This window comes from Stenotrophomonas sp. CFBP8980, assembly GCF_034046095.1.
Classification (GTDB): domain Bacteria; phylum Pseudomonadota; class Gammaproteobacteria; order Xanthomonadales; family Xanthomonadaceae; genus Stenotrophomonas; species Stenotrophomonas lacuserhaii.
The window spans coordinates 157,300-173,277 of the sequence record NZ_JAXCXF010000006.1; the positions used below are offsets into that span (position 1 = coordinate 157,300).

At 65.6% G+C, this 15,978-nt stretch carries 8 protein-coding genes; 4 read left to right on the forward strand and 4 right to left on the reverse strand.

Features of this window, described 5'->3' with window-relative positions:
- Positions 1-10: 10 nt before the first annotated feature.
- Entirely contained in the window at positions 11-937 is a 927-nt protein-coding gene (locus SOM47_RS13710) for an EamA family transporter (protein ID WP_320505884.1), read from the reverse strand.
- Positions 934-3,006, reverse strand: a complete 2,073-nt coding sequence (locus tag SOM47_RS13715; protein ID WP_320505885.1) for a glycoside hydrolase family 36 protein — start codon at positions 3,004-3,006, stop codon at positions 934-936. Before SOM47_RS13715 ends, SOM47_RS13710 begins: the two co-directional genes overlap by 4 nt.
- A 140-nt stretch (positions 3,007-3,146) precedes the next feature.
- On the opposite strand from SOM47_RS13715, the gene SOM47_RS13720 reads away from it, so the two are divergent.
- Positions 3,147-4,280: an amidohydrolase family protein gene (locus SOM47_RS13720; RefSeq protein ID WP_320505886.1), complete on the forward strand. Its 1,134-nt coding sequence runs from the start codon at positions 3,147-3,149 to the stop codon at positions 4,278-4,280.
- A 127-nt stretch (positions 4,281-4,407) separates the two neighbouring features.
- Here the strand turns inward: SOM47_RS13720 and SOM47_RS13725 are convergent, their stop codons facing one another.
- Positions 4,408-5,190, reverse strand: a complete 783-nt coding sequence (locus SOM47_RS13725; protein ID WP_320505887.1) for a DeoR/GlpR family DNA-binding transcription regulator — start codon at positions 5,188-5,190, stop codon at positions 4,408-4,410.
- Positions 5,191-5,348: 158 nt separating this feature from the next.
- Between SOM47_RS13725 and SOM47_RS13730 the strand changes: the two genes are divergently transcribed.
- Together SOM47_RS13730 and SOM47_RS13735 are read left to right on the forward strand one after the other, a co-directional pair.
- The gene (locus tag SOM47_RS13730) at positions 5,349-8,192 is read left to right on the forward strand and encodes a TonB-dependent receptor (RefSeq protein ID WP_320505888.1); all 2,844 of its coding nucleotides are present in this window, start codon (positions 5,349-5,351) and stop codon (positions 8,190-8,192) included.
- A gap of 106 nt (positions 8,193-8,298) precedes the next feature.
- Complete coding sequence (locus SOM47_RS13735; protein ID WP_320505889.1) at positions 8,299-9,891, forward strand: calcineurin-like phosphoesterase C-terminal domain-containing protein; 1,593 nt, start codon at positions 8,299-8,301, stop codon at positions 9,889-9,891.
- Positions 9,892-10,024: 133 nt separating this feature from the next.
- On the opposite strand, the gene SOM47_RS13740 is transcribed toward SOM47_RS13735, so the two are convergent.
- Positions 10,025-13,090: a TonB-dependent receptor gene (locus SOM47_RS13740; protein ID WP_320505890.1), complete on the reverse strand. Its 3,066-nt coding sequence runs from the start codon at positions 13,088-13,090 to the stop codon at positions 10,025-10,027.
- Positions 13,091-13,569: 479 nt separating this feature from the next.
- On the opposite strand from SOM47_RS13740, the gene SOM47_RS13745 reads away from it, so the two are divergent.
- Complete coding sequence (locus tag SOM47_RS13745) at positions 13,570-15,966, forward strand: GH92 family glycosyl hydrolase (RefSeq protein WP_320505926.1); 2,397 nt, start codon at positions 13,570-13,572, stop codon at positions 15,964-15,966.
- Positions 15,967-15,978: the final 12 nt, after the last annotated feature.

Consider the following 15,978-nt stretch of genomic DNA (forward strand, 5'->3'; position numbering starts at 1 on the left):
GGGGAATCCTTCAGGAAAGGGGGCGTTGTGCCGGTTCGCGCTCGGGTTCGAGCACCAGCAGCAGCGAGGCGACCAGCGCCAGCACCAGGCCGACGGTCTTCAATGGACCGGGCACCACGCTGGCGAACAGCAGCGACAGCACGGCGGTGACCAGCGGCGCGCCGGCATTGCTCAGCGGCGCCACCACCATCGCCTTGCCATGGCGGAACGCATACACCAGGGTCAGTGCGCCGACCGCGTTGAGGATCTGGATGCCGGCGGTCATCCACGGGCCATCCAGGCCCCAGTTGATCGGCTGGCTGAAGTCGGTCATCGCCAGCGCCACCGGTGCCAGCAGCAGCGCGCCGACGGTCATGTAGGCGAAGATGCTTTCCGCCCGCACGCTGTCGTTGGCCAGCTTCATGAAGAAGGCCTGCAGGCCCCAGGCCAGCATGATCAACAGCGACTGCAGGAACCAGCCGAGGCCGGCTTCGCCGCTGCCGAAAGAGAAATCCAGCAGCGGCAGTGCGACCAGCGCCAGCACGATGCCCAGCGTGCCCTGCCAGCCGGTACGCTCGCGCAGCAGCAGGAAGGACAGGGCGATGGTGACCACCGGCGACAGCGAGATCACCGGGAACACGAAGTACGCCGGGCCGATGGTCAGCGTATGGAACAGCAGCATCTGCCCGCCTGCACCCAGCAGGCCGATGACCAGCCCGTAGCCGATGGCGCGCGGCGAACGCTCCAGCTGCCAACCGCCGCGCCACAGGATGTACAACGCCGGCGGCAACATGGTCAGCGCCCATACGCAGTACACCAGCGTATCCGGGAAGCCATGCGCGGCCGACAACGGTGACAGCGCACCCCATACGCCCCACAACGCGACGGTTGCCAGCGCGTAGCCGAGCCACGGGCGGCGTCGCGGAGTCACGGACACGGCCACGGCGTCGGCGTTCATGCCGCACTTCCGGCCGGGGTGGCCTGCAGGAACAGGAAGCGTTCGAAGCGCGCGGGCAAGGTGGCCACCGCACCGCCGTCGACCACGCCCAGGTCGGTTTCGTTGAAAAGGTCGCGGACCTGCCAGCGGCCGGCCGGCAGGCCGCGCAGCTCGACCTTGCCGTCCCAGCGCGGGGCATAGAAGGTGTAGTACTGCGCACCGTCCTTGCGGATGGCGTGGGCTTCGGGCTTGTCGAAGCCGATGTCATACAGGGTGCCGAGGTACTCGCCCTTGGGCAGCATGTGCGTGTTGTACAGGCCTACCCAGCGGCGCCACAGCGCCTCGCGTTCGTCGTTCAGCACGAAGCCGCCCGGAGGCAGTGGTACCGAAGGTCGATCCGTATCCTTGGGCCAGGTGAACTTGCTGGAAATCACCGCGCCGATGCCCACGCTTGAAGCAAAGTCATCGCGGTTGTCGGACAGCTCCACGTGGTCGCCGGCGTAGCTGCTGCGCTCACCGATCAGCGCCTTGATCGACTTGCCCTTGCTGCGCACCTGCCACGATGACAGCGGGTCAGAGGAGGGGAATTGATCGGTGGCCGGCAGGTTGTGGAAGGCGAACGCGGTGCCGCACGGGCACAGCTCCACCACCGCCTCGGGATTGGCGTCATGGGCGGCGCGGTAGATCGCGTTCCAGAACGTGGCCAGTCCGGTGACCGAGTCGTCCGGGCTGGCGTGTCTGTGCGCCGGATTGTGGCAGGGCGCCACGGCGTTGAGGTGCTGGCCGTCCAGCTTGATGCCCTCGAAACCCCAGTCGCCGATCGCTTTCTTGACCAGCTCGACATAGAAATCGATGGTCGGCTGGTAGGCCGGACACTGGGTGAGCGCGTTCCACCAGGTCACGGTCTGGAAAGCGCCTTCCTTGTCCAGCAGCAGCATGTCCACATGGTCGTGCAGCACGTCGCTGCCCGGATCGGCCGCGAGCGGGGCCAGCCACAGCCGCGGGCGCATGCCGTGCCGGCGGACTTCGGCGGTGAACGCGCGCATGTCCGCATCGCCGCGCGGGAACTTGCGCCGGTCGATCTTCCAGTCGCCTTCATTGGTCTGCCAGCCATCGTCCAGCACCGCCCACTCAAAGCCGAGCTCCTTGGCCTTGGGCAGGGTCGCGTAGATCTGTTCGACGCGGAAATCACGTTCATAGCCCCACGCGCACCAGATCGGGGCGAACGCTGAATTCGGTGGGCGCGGGCCTTCGATGCCCTCGCCGCGCATGAACACCTGGTACTGCTGCAGCGGCGCGTAGAAATCGCCTTCATGCACGGCCAGCAGGGTGCGTTCGGTGACCAGTTCCTGCCCCGGCGCGAGGGTCAGCGCCTTGGGTGACTCAACCGCGATGGACGCGCCCTTTGCGGTGCGCTTGACCGGCATGTCCAGCGGACGCGGCACTGGTTCGACATGGCCGACCGCCAGCCCACCATCGCGGCGCCAGATGTTGGCCACCGGCGTGCCGCCGCCGTAGTCCGATGAATCCATCGCCAGGGTGTTGCGCTGGTCGAAGTCGGCCGCCAGGGGCTGTACCCAGTCGCGGCGATCGGTGTGGGTGGCGCCGGAGAAACTCCAGAAGCCACCGGGCGCGTCGTCGAGCTGGTAGGCGCTGCTGCGCCAGCCGGTCACTTCAAGCGGCACATCGCCGAGGTTGCGGTAGCGCACCTGCAACAGCGCCAGCCCGGGCTGGGCGTCGAAGCTGCTGACCGAGACCTGTTTCTCCACCCCCGCCGCGCGCGAGCGACCGGTGAATACCGCCTGCCTGCCTGCTCCGTGGCGGGGGTCATCCAGCACATGCGCGGTCTGCTCGACCAGCGCAAAGTCGGTGACATCCCCGCTGGCCAGCAGCAGGGCTTCGCTGGGCTGCCAACCGGTGAGCGGCTTACCGCGGCGCCAGACACGCGTATGCATGCGCTTGTCGAAGCCGATGGAGAGCACCGCATCACCTGCACGGCCATCGGGGGCGGGTGCAGCGGTGGCAGCGCGCACCCAGGGGGCGGCACTCCAGGCCATGCTGCCTGCCACGCTTCCGGCAATCAGCTTCAAGGCGGTACGGCGTCCGATCGGTGGCATAAGCGTCAACCCGGTGGAGATGGCTAGCATTCTGCGCACGCACCGCAGATTGATGCAAGCGTTTTGTTGCGATATGGTTCTATGAAGTTTCGTTATGTATAAGCGAGGGCGTCATGCGGTGGAACCTGCGTAGCTGGAACGGGTGTGCGGTGGTGGCAATGGTCGTGCTGGCGGCCTGTACGCCGGAGAAAACGCCGCCAGGAGAGCCGAGTACGACAGCCAAGACAGAGGGACAGGGTGGGCCGTCCTACGCGATGGCGGACTTTTCCACGGTGCGCAAATTCGACGCGCACGTGCATGCCAACGACCGTGGCACGGCGCTGCTGGAGCAGGCTCGCGCGGACAACTTCGGGCTTCTCTCCATCAATGTGGATTACCCCGACTTCCCCAGCCTGCTGGAGCAGCACGCCATCGCTGTAGCGCAGGCACGGCAGGATCCGGGGCACTTCCATTGGGCGACCACGTTTTCAATGAAGGGCTATGGAAGTGAAGGCTGGGCCGGCCAGGTCAACGCTGCGCTGGACCGTGACGTGGCCGACGGCGCGCGTGCGGTGAAGGTGTGGAAGAACATCGGCATGGTGGAAAAGGATGCGCAGGGCAGGGCGATCATGCTGGAGGATCCGGGCCTTTCCCCGGTGGCCGAGCACGTGCGCGCGCTGGACGTGCCGCTGATCGCGCACCAGGGCGAGCCGTACAACTGCTGGCTGCCGCTGGACAAGATGACCACCAACAACGATCGCGAGTACTTCGCCAAGCATCCGCAGTACCACATGTTCCTGCATCCCGAACAGCCTTCGCATGCCGAGCTGATGGCGGTGCGCGACCGCTTCCTCGCCGCTCATCCGCAGCTGCGCGTGGTGGGTGCGCACATGGCCAGCCTGGAGTACGACGTGGATGTGCTGGCCGCCTTCCTGGATCGTTTTCCGCAGGCCACGGTGGACCTGGCCGCGCGCATGAGCCAAGTGCAGTACCAGTCCAACGCCGATCGCACGAAGGTGCGGGACTTCTTCATCCGTTACCAGGACAGGCTGCTGTACGGCACCGACCTGACCCAGTCGCCCGGCGCGGATCCGGCGCAGTTCAAGGCGGAAACGCACGCGGTATGGCAGTCGGACTGGCGCTATCTGGCGACCGGCGAGAGCCAGCGGATCGAGGTGCTGGAGGCGGACGTGGCAGGGCTTGCGCTGCCGCGCGCGGTAATCGACAAGGTGTATTACGGCAACGCAGCGCGCGAGTTCAAACTGTAGAAATGCGGGTAGCGCCGAGCCATGCTCGGCGAGCGCAGCGGGAAGGGCCAGAAGCGTGACGACCAACGGTCGTCACCCACCCAGAGCAAAGGCAGACGGCCAGCGGCCGTCACTACCGGGCGGGCGATCAGGCCAGTTGCAGGTCCACGCCCAGCGCACGACAGGCATCGGCGACCTCGCCGGGTGCGCCGGTGTCGGTGATCAGCGCGTCCAGCCCGGATACCGGAATGATCCGGTGCAGGCAGACCTTGCCGAACTTGGAGCTGTCGGTGATCGCCACCACCGAACGCGCGGCTTCCACCATCTTGCGGTTGAGCATCGCTTCGGGTTCGTAATGCGTCGTGATGCCGCGCTCCAGGTCGAAGCCATCCACGCCCAGGAACAGCAGGTCGACGTGCAGCGCATCCAGCGCTTCCACTGTCAGCCCACCGTAGAAGGCCATGTTCTTGCGGCGCAGCTCGCCGCCCAGCATCACCAGGTTGATCCGGGTCTTCGGGCTGAGCACGGTCAACACGCCGAAATCGTTGGTGACCACGGTCAGGTCGATGTCCGGAAGCGCCTCGGCCAGCTGCATCGAGGTGGTGCCCGAGTCGATGGCGATGGTGTCGCCTGGCTGCACCATTGCCGCTGCGCGCGCCCCGATCCGGCGTTTTTCATCCAGGTAAGCAGTGCGCTTGGCTTCGTAATGGGGTTCTGCCGCCGGGGCCGGACCCACCGCGCCACTGTCAATGCCGCCGCCGTAGGCGCGCGCCATCACCCCGCGTTCGGACAGATAGCGCAGGTCCTTGCGCACGGTCTGCAGGCTGACGCCGAACTGCTGGGCCAGGGAGGACACCTGCACGCTGCCGTGCTGGCGTACCAGTTCACTGATCTGTTGACGGCGATGGCTGGTGTCCCGGGTGGCGACCATGCAGAAAGCTCCTTTCAAACGTTCCAGAGTATGGCGGTTTTCGTTACATTTCGCTATTGATGCAAAACGAAACCTCATATACGCTCGGTTTCGTTGTTTCACCAGCCAGGCCCCCACAGCCCGCCGTCCTATGCTTCATGCCTCAGGAGAGAGAGCCCGTGAACGCCGTCCGTCCGAACCGCCACTGTCTTTACCATGGAATCGCCCTGGCCCTGCTGCTGCCCGCTACCGCGTGGTCGCAGCAGGCCACCGAACCTGTCCCCGCCAGCACCTCGACCGGGCAGGCCGCTGCAGCCGCAGGCGAGGGCCCGATCGACCTGCAGACGGTCCAGGTCAGCGGCGTACGCGCCGCGCTGGCGCGTTCCACCGAGCTCAAGCGCGATGCGTCCACCGTGCAGGATTCGATCAGCGCGCTGGAGCTGGGCCGGTTCCCGGATGACAACGTGGCCGATTCGCTCAGCCATATCACCGGCGTGTCGATCACCCGCACCGCCGGTGGCGAAGGCCAGAAAGTCAGCGTGCGCGGACTGGGCCCGGAATACACCCTGACCACCTTCAACAACCGCATCCTGGCCACCGATGGGGCCGGACGTGATTTCGCCTACGACGTGCTGCCCTCCGATGTGATCAGTGGGGCCGACGTGGTCAAGGGCGCCCAGGCCGCGTTGACCGAAGGTGCGATCGGCGGCCTGATCAACCTGCGTTCGGCCAGCCCGTTCGACAACAAGGGCCAGCACGCCATCATGCGTGCCGAGGGCGACCACAACCAGATGTCCGAGTTGAACGGCCGCAAGTTCTCCGCGACCTACAGCAACACCTTCGCCGATGACACCATGGGCCTGCTGATCGGCGCGGTGTACGCCGAGCGCAAGGACCGCACCGATATCGCCGGCAACGACGGCGGCTGGACCCGCAACCCGGACCCGGCCGACCCCAGCTGGGGCGGCAATGCCTGGGGTGGCAACATCGACCCGAACGGCAACGGCGAACTGGATCCGGAAGAATACGGGCTGATCGCCCCGGGCCAGTTCCGCGTCGGTACGGTGCAGGAAGACAAGAAGCGCAAGGCGTTTTCCGGCAAGTTCGAATGGCGTCCCAACGATGACGTACGGATCGTGGTGGACGGCCTGAAGACCCGGCTGGATTCGCCGCAGGTGTCCTACCAGCAGTCGTTCTATCCGCTGTTCGCGCCGGGCCGCTGGTCGGACATCAACGTGCAGAACGGCATCGTCACCGGCTTCACCATGGACAATCCGGATCCGGAGCAGCGGATGAACCCGGAACTGCTCAACCAGACCGAACACCGGGTGGTGGACACGGACCTGTTCGGCATCAACGGCAGCTGGAGGGTCAATGACAGCCTGACCATGACCGGGGATGTGTACCGCTCCACCTCCGAACGCAAGTCCGGCGGCCAGGATACCTACGTGGTGCTGCGCATGAACCAGCCCAACGTCACCCGCATCGATCTGGCCCGCGATGCGGTGCCGAACGTGACCACCACCTTCGATGATGGTCGCGACCTGTCCACCGGTCTGGCCAACGGGCAGTTCAACGACAGCGACTTCAACACGCACTACATGGAACTGCGCGGGGACAACATCAAGGATGAAATCACCGGCGGCACCATCGCCGGCAAGTTGTACGTGGGCGAGTGGGGCATCGACAGCCTCAACTTCGGCATGACCCGCACCGAACGCAGCAAGCGTCGCGACCTGGTCAACAACACCCTCAACGGCGGTGCCGACTACTACTCGGTAGACAACGCGATCAACGTCGGCGACCTCGGCGGTGGCGTGCTGGATCGCACCCTGTCGCTGCCTAACTTCATGAACAAGGTCGGCACCCGCTTCCCGCGCAGCTTCCTGGGCTTTGACGTGCCGAACTACCTGCGCAGCCTGGAAGCCTACAACGGCAACCCGCGCCCGGACGGCACGGTCTACGATTACGCCAACGCTGCCCCGCAGTGGAACCCGCTGGAAAGCTATCGGGTGGAGGAGAAGACCAACGCGTTCTACGTGCAGGCCGATCTGTCCGGCGATCGCTGGAGCGCGGACGTGGGCGTGCGCGTGGTCAGCACCCAGACCCGCGCCGAAGCGTGGGATGCGAAGATCATCAGCATCACCGAGAACGGCGCCTTCAACTACACCGCCCGTTATGCCGATCCCACCCCGGTACAACAGGACGGCAGCTACCGCTACATCCTGCCGTCGGGCAACTTCACCTGGCGCTTCACCGATGAGCTGCTGCTGCGCCTGGGCGCGGCCAAGACCATGGCCCGCCCGCCAGTGGACAAGCTGGCCCCGACCAACACCACTGCCAGTGTGTCGTGGGGCGAGTTCACCCAGATCTACGGTGGCAACGTCGACCTCAAGCCGTATACCGCCAAGCAGGGTGACGTCTCGCTGGAGTGGTACTTCGCCGAACAGTCCATCGCCAACATGGCGGTGTTCTACAAGCGTATTTCCAACCAGATCACCACCAGCTGGGAGCCGGGCCAGGACATCGGCGTGCCGGGATACCTGTTCAACGTGATGCGCCCGATCAACGGCGACTACGCCAAGGTGCACGGCTTGGAAGCCGGCCTGCAGCACTTCTGGGAGAACGGACTGGGCTTCCGCGCCCAGTACACCCGCAATTGGTCCAAGAGCTTCGTGGCTGGGGAAGAACGTCCGTTGGAAGGCATCGCCCCGTCGGTCTACTCGCTGGGCCTGATGTATGAGAAGGGCCCGTGGTCGATCAGCACCACGGCCGACTACAGCGATGGTTTCGTGACCGCCACCAACGTGCTCGGTGCGGGCTACAACGAACAGGCCGATGAGATCACCTGGCTCACCGCCAGCATCTCCTACGAGATCAACGACATGTTCAGCGTCAGCCTGCAGGGCCAGAACCTGCTGGACGAAGCGCAGACCCACAGCATCAACGGCAATCCGCTGCTTTCGCAGGGCTACTACCGTTACGGCCGTTCATTCACGCTCGGCTTCAGCGCGCGCTTCTGATCTCGATGGCGTGCCGGTTGGTCGGCCGGCACGCCATGCGCAACGCTGGGCAGATGGTCATCATCGGCCATTACACTATCCCGTCTTTGTCACGGGGCCCCCGATCATGAAACTGCATGCTGCAGGCCTGTGCTGCCTGCTCCTCACCAGCGCGCCCGCATGGGCCGACGCGGTCACCGTCAGTGGACGGGTCTACCAGGAACGTGATGGCAAGTCCGGTCGCGGGCCGACCGATCCGGGCATGGGCGGCGTACAGGTCTCCAACGGCCGCAGCATCGTGCGTACCAGTGCCGATGGCAGCTATCGCCTGCCGGTCGAGGCCGGCGATACGGTGTTCGTCATCAAGCCCGACGGCTACCGCATTCCGGGCGCCGCCGATGGATTGCCCGCGTTCTGGCGCCATTACGTCCCGCAGGGATCGCCCGCGTTGAAGTACCGCGGCATCGCGCCGACCACCACACCGGCCACTGCCTACGATTTCGCGCTCGTCCCGGAAAGACACGACAACCGCCGCGGCTTCCAGATGCTGGTGTTCACTGATCCGCAGACTGCAACGCTCGCCGATATCGGCTATTACCAGCAGTCCATCGTCGGACCGCTGGCGGGGAAGACCAAGGCGCGGCTGGGCACCACGCTGGGCGACATCGTCAACGACGACCTGTCGCTGTACCCGGCCATCAACAAGGTGACCACCCAGCTCGGTGTCCCGTGGTTCCATGTCCCCGGCAACCACGACCTGGATTTCGACGCTGGCCACGACGCGCACTCGCTGGACAGCTGGCGTGCGGTGTACGGACCGGACACCTATGCAGTGGAGGAGGGCGGGGCGAGCTTCGTTTTCCTGGACGATGTGGTCTACGATCCGGCAGCCCGACCGACCTACATCGGCGGCCTGCGCGAGGATCAGTTCGCCTTCCTCGGCCAGTACCTGAAGGGCCTGCCGCACGACCGCCTGTTGGTGCTCGGGATGCATATCCCGCTGTTCGACGCCGCGCCGGGCCGCGAAACCTTCCGCCATGCCGACCGCCAGCGCCTGTTCGAGATGCTCAAACCTTTCAGCAACGTGCTGGTGTTGACCGGCCACAGCCATACCCAGCAGCACTACTACCATGGCGCGGCCGATGGCTGGCACGGCGACAGGCCGCTGCACGAGTACAACGTCGGCGCCAACTGCGGCGCGTTCTGGTCCGGGGTCAAGGATCGCCATGGCGTGCCGGACAGCACCATGAGTGATGGCACGCCCAAGGGCTATGCGCTGCTGGACGTGGCCGGCAACGGGGCGTACCGACTGCAGTACCGCGTGGCCGGCGCGGCTGACAGCGAACAGATCGGCCTGCATGCGCCGAAGGTGCTGCGGCAGGGCGCTTACCCGGCGTGGGGCGTGTTCGCCAACGTGTACATGGGCGAGGATGCCACGCGCGTGGAGTTCCGCATCGACGGCGGCCCCTGGCAGCCGATGAAGCAGGTACGCCAGGGCGATCCACGCCTGCTGGTGGAGAACGTGGCCGACGACCTGGCCCCGGCCCTGCGCGGGTATGACCGTTCGCCGGAAGCCACCCCGTCGCCGCACCTGTGGCGCGGCGCGCTGGCTACCGACCTGGCGCTTGGCGAGCACAAGGTGGACGTGCGCGCGACCCAGCCGGATGGTTCGGTATTCACCGCGAGCACCCGTTACGCGTTGCAGGGAGCCCAGCGCTGAGCAGCAGGCGAGGGTAGCGCCGACCCATGGTCGGCGAGCGCAGCGGCAGCAGAAGAAAAGAACGGCAGCCGCCCATCAAGGCGCGGCTGCCGCGGAGAGAACGGACCCCGCCGCGAGGCGGGGTTTTTTCAGGTCAGAACTTGTAATTCAGGCCGAAGTACAGCTGGCGGCCACTGTAGATGTTGGAGATCAGGCGGGCCTTGGTGTCGCCCCCCAGGTGCATGCGCTGTTCGGACTTGGTGGCATTGAGCACCGAAGCGGTGAGCGTCAGCGCCTCGGTCAGGTTGTAGGCCGCATTGAGGTCCAGCTGGTCGTAGGGCTCGGTGAACACGGTCATGCCGTTGTTGAGCCCACCGACCACTTCGCCGCGGCGGTTGTAGGACGCGCGCGCGAGGAACTTGTCGTTCTCGTAGAACAGGGTCACGTTGGCCTGGTTCTTCGCACTGCCGACCAGCGGCGAGGCGCCGATGTTTTCTCCGTCCAGCACGATCGAGGCCAGGTTGGTGTCGTTGTAGGTGTAGTTGGCCTGCACGCCGAAGCCCATGTCGAAGGTGTACTGGCCATACAGCTCCACACCCTGCGAAACACCATCGCGGCCGTTGGCTTCGGTGGAATAGTTCTGCACCGTCACCATCTCACCGCCCACGTCCATCTGCTGGTCGGTCACCACCGGCACGGTGAAGTTGTCCACGTCCTTGCGGAACAGGGCCACGCCGGCCACGGCGCCCGGCTTGAAGTAGTACTCCAGGCCGAGGTCGTACTGCAGGGCCTCGAACGGCTCCAGCTGCTTGTTGCTGCCCGACCCGTACCAGCCCGGGGTGGTGGTGCCACCGGCGACGCGGCGGTCGTTGCTGTATTCCTCGCTGATGTAGTCCAGGCCGCCCGGGTAGGCGATGCTGGTGTACCCCGGGCGGGCGATCACCTTGGAGGCCGCACCGCGCAGCACCAGGTTTTCAGTGATGTCCCAGGCGATGTTGAAGCTGGGCAGGACGTCGGTGTAAGTCTTGCTCAGGCTGGACTGTTCATAGGTCTTCTCGCGCACGTCGCGGCGCACGAAACCGGATTCGCAGACCGTGCCGGCCGGCGGCGTGCCGGTCGGGCAGGCCAGCGGATTGCCATCGGCACCATCGACGAAGTAATCCATGAAGCGTTCGACCGAATCACTCGACGAAGCCATCTGCTTGGTCTGCACCAGGCGCACGCCCAGGTTGCCGCGCACGCGTTCGGTGCGGAAGTTGGCCTGGAAATAGGTCGAGTAGATCTTCTCGTTGACGTCGTAGACGAAGTCCGGCTCGATCCGCTTCTGCATGCCGCCGTAGCGTTCGTTGAGGTAGGCCAGGTAAGCCGGGTAATTGATGCCCGGCATCACGTTGGCATTGAAGCCGCCGGCGATGTCATCGATCGGGTTGGACAGGAAGAAGCCCGGCTGGGCCACGCTCTTTTCCGGATCGGCACAGTTGCCGGCCTGGTAGCGCGCCTCGTAGTCGTTCGGATCAGCGCCCTGGCAGGCCCAGTAGGTGTTGCCGGTGTTGCGATGGACCTTGCCGTCGCGGTACTTCACGCCGAACTGGAACGAATCGATGAAGCCGCTTTCGAACAGGCGGGTGAAGTCGGCCTGGAAGTAGTTCTGTTCGATGCTGGTCTCGCGCCACGACGAATCGGTCGAGCCGGTGTCGATCTCGGCGATGCCAGCCATCAACTGGTCCTGTAGGTCCGGCGAGAACGTGGCCGACGGGGTGCCGGTCAGGTCATACGCGCTGTAGCTGTTGCCGGACTGCCACACGCCATCGACCTGGCGGCGCGGCTTGGCCGACATGCGGAAGTTGATCGACGGTCCGCCTTCGGACCAGGTGCGGCCGCCCTTGAAGGTCACCTTGGACAGCGGGCTGATTTCCCAGTCCACGGTCAGGTCACCGGTCTGCGACAGCGCCTTTTCGCGGCTGTAGGCACCACTCAGCTGCGGGGTGGGGATGGTGCAGTCATCCGGGCCCCAGCCACCCGGCGCCATGCCGGCGGCGGCGGCCTGTGCTTCGCTGCAGTAGTACGCCTTGCCCGGCAGCTTCTCGAACTGCGCGCCGGTGACGATGCTGCCGCTGGAATCGAAGTCCATGCCATTGAGCAGGCGGCCGCCGGCCCAGTTGCCGTCGCCGTTGTAGCGGGCGATGTTCCACTCCGGGATCTTGGCCTGGTTCAGCGTGTAATCGCCGGACAGCTCGAAGCGGAAGTAGTTGGCGGTGACGGTCAGGTTGTCGACCGGCTTGAACTGGAAGGTGAACTGGCCGCCGGTGCGCTCGCGCTCTTCTTCGCGCACGCCGAAGTTGACCGAGGTCGGCATGAAGAATTCGCTGTAGTTGCCACCGGTCTGGTTGTTGAAGCCGGACTCGCCCCACCAGTAATGGATGCCATCCTGCGGCAGCGGATTGCCGTAGGCATCCTTGGCTTCGGTGCCGGCGCCGTACCACTGGTAGTCATCTACGGTGACTTCCATGCTGCGGTTGGTGCGCTTCTGCTTGGTCGCCCCGATCAGCACGCCGAAACGCTCGTCCTTGCTGTGCCAGGCGTACATCGCCGACAGGTTCGGATCCACGCTGTCGCTGGTATCGGAGGTGACGCCTTCGATGTTGACGAAGCCGGAGTCGGCTTCCATCTCCAGTGGGCGGCGGGTATGCAGGATCACTGTGCCGCCGATGCCGCCTTCGTCGATGCGCGCTTCGGGCGACTTGAACAGCTCCGCGCTCTCCAGCATGTTCGACGGCAGCAGGGTGTAGTTGAACGAACGCGAAGCCTCGTTGTTGGTTTCCGAGGTGGCGATGTAGTTGCCGTTCAACTGGGTCAGGGTCAGGTCGGCATCCAGGCCGCGCACGCTGACATTCTTGCCTTCGCCGCCGTCACGTGTGATGACCACGCCGGGCACGCGCTGCAGCGCATCGGCGACGTTCTTGTCGGGGAACTTGCCGACGTCTTCTGCGGTGATGACTTCGACCACCGCGTTGGCGTCACGCTTCTGCTGCAGGCTCTTTTCGATGGCGTAGCGGTAGCCGGTGACATTGACGCTGTCCAGCGTGGTGGCGCTGGGCGAGGCGGCGGGGGTGGCGGGTGCTGCGTCCTGGGCGAACGCCGGCGCCGCAGTGGCCGCCAAGGCGAATGCGATGGCGGCCGACAGGGCGTGGCAACCGTGCTTGTGTGACATGTAATTCATTCTCTCCCTCTCCTGGATCGAACCGTTGGCTGATACGAAATACTTGAATCGATCTTATGTTTTGACGCGAGACCGCAAGCGTGGGGCGGGAGAGACAGGGCACCGGGTGGCGTTGCTGTCGGATTCCGAACCCGGCAATCGTGACCGTTTGAAGTTGGATCGATCTAAACGATTGCCGCGCATTTTTTAACACGGCCTGACTGAAGTCGCATGCTGCTGCGCAATATGAAAACGTTTGCAGCTCCACCCCTCGCCACCGCATGGTCCGCCATGTTGCGCTGCAGGATGCGCGAGGGCGGACGTTCATGTTTACTTCAATCGATCTAAATCGACCGAACAGGTATCCAGCCGGCATCCCGCGACGCGGACCCGTCGGCGCGGATCCCCACCTGCCAACGCCCGCCAAGGAGCCCGTGAACGTGACCTTCCGACGTTGTTTCCCCCTGCGTGCCGTCACGCCCATCGCCTCGCTGGCATGCGTGATCGCGCTGTCCGCCGCGCCCGCCCTGCAGGCTGCGCCGGCCGCGCTGGAGCGCGAAGTGAACACCTTCATCGGCAGCAAGGATGATGGCAACACCTTCCCGGGCGCCTCGGCCCCGTTCGGCCTGATCCAGGTCAGCCCGATCGGCAGCCATTACGCCGGCTGGCGCTACGATGACGAAAAAATCCGCGGCTTCGGCCATTCGTTCCTGTCCGGCGCAGGGTGCTGGGAGCAGGGCGGGCAGGTCTCGGTGCTGCCGGTCACCGGCACCATCGGCGCCGGCGGCGATTTCGATACGTCCAATCCCAAGGCCTTCGACCACAAGGCCTATGCGTCTCCCTATGAGCATGCCGGTGAAGTCGGCCAGGCCGGCTACTACCGCGTCCGCTTGACCGGCTACGGCGGCATCGATGCCGAAGCCACCGCGCGTACCCGCGCCGCCGCCGAACGCTACACCTTCGCCGCCGGACAGAAAGAAGGCCACGTGCTGGTGAATGTCGGCCAGGCCAACGAGCGCCATTCGGTGATCGGCAGCGTGGTCGACGTGGTCGGCGACCGGGTGGTGGAAGGCAAGCTGGTCACCAAGAGTTTCTGCGGTGGCCATCAGTACACGACGTGGTTCCGCATCGAGTTCGACCGTCCGTTCACCGCGCACGGCGTGTGGGGCGAGGAGCGCGGCCTGCCGGGCGCGCGCCACAGCATGGAAGGCGAAGCCAAGCCGAATGGTGCGTGGTTGAGCTTCGACCTGGCCGACGGCCGTGCGGTGACCGCGGTCAGTGCGATCTCGCACGTGGATGCCGAAGGCGCGCGCACCAACCTGCGCAGCGACGGCATGCAGGGCGGCAAGCTGCTCGGATTCGACCGGATGCGCCGCTTGGCGCAGGACGCGTGGCGCGAAGAATTGTCGACGGTGAAGCTTGATGGGGGCAGCAAGGACGACCGCACGGTGCTCTACACCGCGCTGTACCACGCGCTCCTGCAACCGCTGACCGGCAGCGATGCCGACGGTCGTTACCGTGGCTACGATGATGCGATCCATCGCGCCGACGGCTGGACCTACTACGAGTATTTCTCGCTGTGGGATACCTATCGCGCGCAGAACCAGTGGCTGGCGCTGACCCGCCCGCAGGTGGCACGTGACATCGGCCGCACGCTGCTGGCGATCGATGCACAGGGGGGCTGGTTGCCGCGCTGGGGCTATGCCAACTTCGAAACCAACATCATGACCGGCGATCCGGTGACGCCCTTCATGGCCGACCTGTGGCGTTTCGGCGCGCTGGAAGGCCGCGAGCAGGAAGCCTGGTCGGCACTGCGCCGCAATGCCTTCGACGTGCCGCCGTTGAACTCGCGCGCGGCCGGCCGCTCGGGCAACCCGTCCTACCTGGACAAGGGCTACGTGGTGTACGACCGCGCGTTCCCGTCCAAGGGCATGGATGTCGATCCGCACCATGGCGGTTCGGCGACGCTGGAATACGCGCTGGCCGACTGCGCACTGGCGCAGATGGCCGATGGCCTGGGCCATTCGGCGGATGCGGCGACGCTGCGTGCCCGCGGGCGCAACTGGCGCAACGTATGGGATGGCTCGGTGCGTGATGCGGAAACCGGCTTCACCGGCTTCCCGCGTCCGCGCACCGAAGGCGAGCAGTGGTACACCCCGTCCGATGGACACTACAGCCCGCGCTCGCACCATGGCTTCCACGAAGGCACCGCCTGGCAGTACCAGTGGCTGACCCAGCAGGACGTACCGGGCCTGGTGGAGGCGATGCACGGCCGCGAACAGGCCGGCAAGCGGCTGGATGCGTTCTTCGCGATGGATGCGCTGCTGGCCGATCCGCTGCAGGCCGCGCGCAAGGAATGGGTGGTGGGCCCTTACAGCTATTACAACCAGTACCGCTACAACCCCAACAACGAACCGGACCTGCATGCGCCGTGGATGTACACGCTGATCGGCCAGCCGTGGAAGACCGCCACCGTGGTCCGCGCAGCGCAGCAGTTGTTCACCAACGCCCCGAACGGCGTGACCGGCAACGATGACCTGGGCACGATGTCGGCCTGGTACCTGTTCAGTGCGCTGGGCCTGTACCCGGCGGTGCCGGGCAGTGGCGAGTTCCTGCTGCACGCGCCGCGTTTCGCAAAAGTGGATGTGGCGCTGGGCAACGGCCGCACGCTGAAGCTGCGTGCCCCCGGCGCGGACGGCCGCACGCTGCAGTACGTGCAGGGCGTGGAAGTGGACGGCGCCGCGCGATCGGCAGTGTGGCTGGACTGGGAAGCGCTGCGCGCTGGCCCGACCCTGCAGTGGTCGCTTGGCACCCAGCCGGCGGAACAGGGTTGGGGCACGGCGGTCAACGACCTGCCGGTCTCGTTCTGCGCCGCACCCGGCAGCGTCCTGAAGTGAGGCATTCGGCTC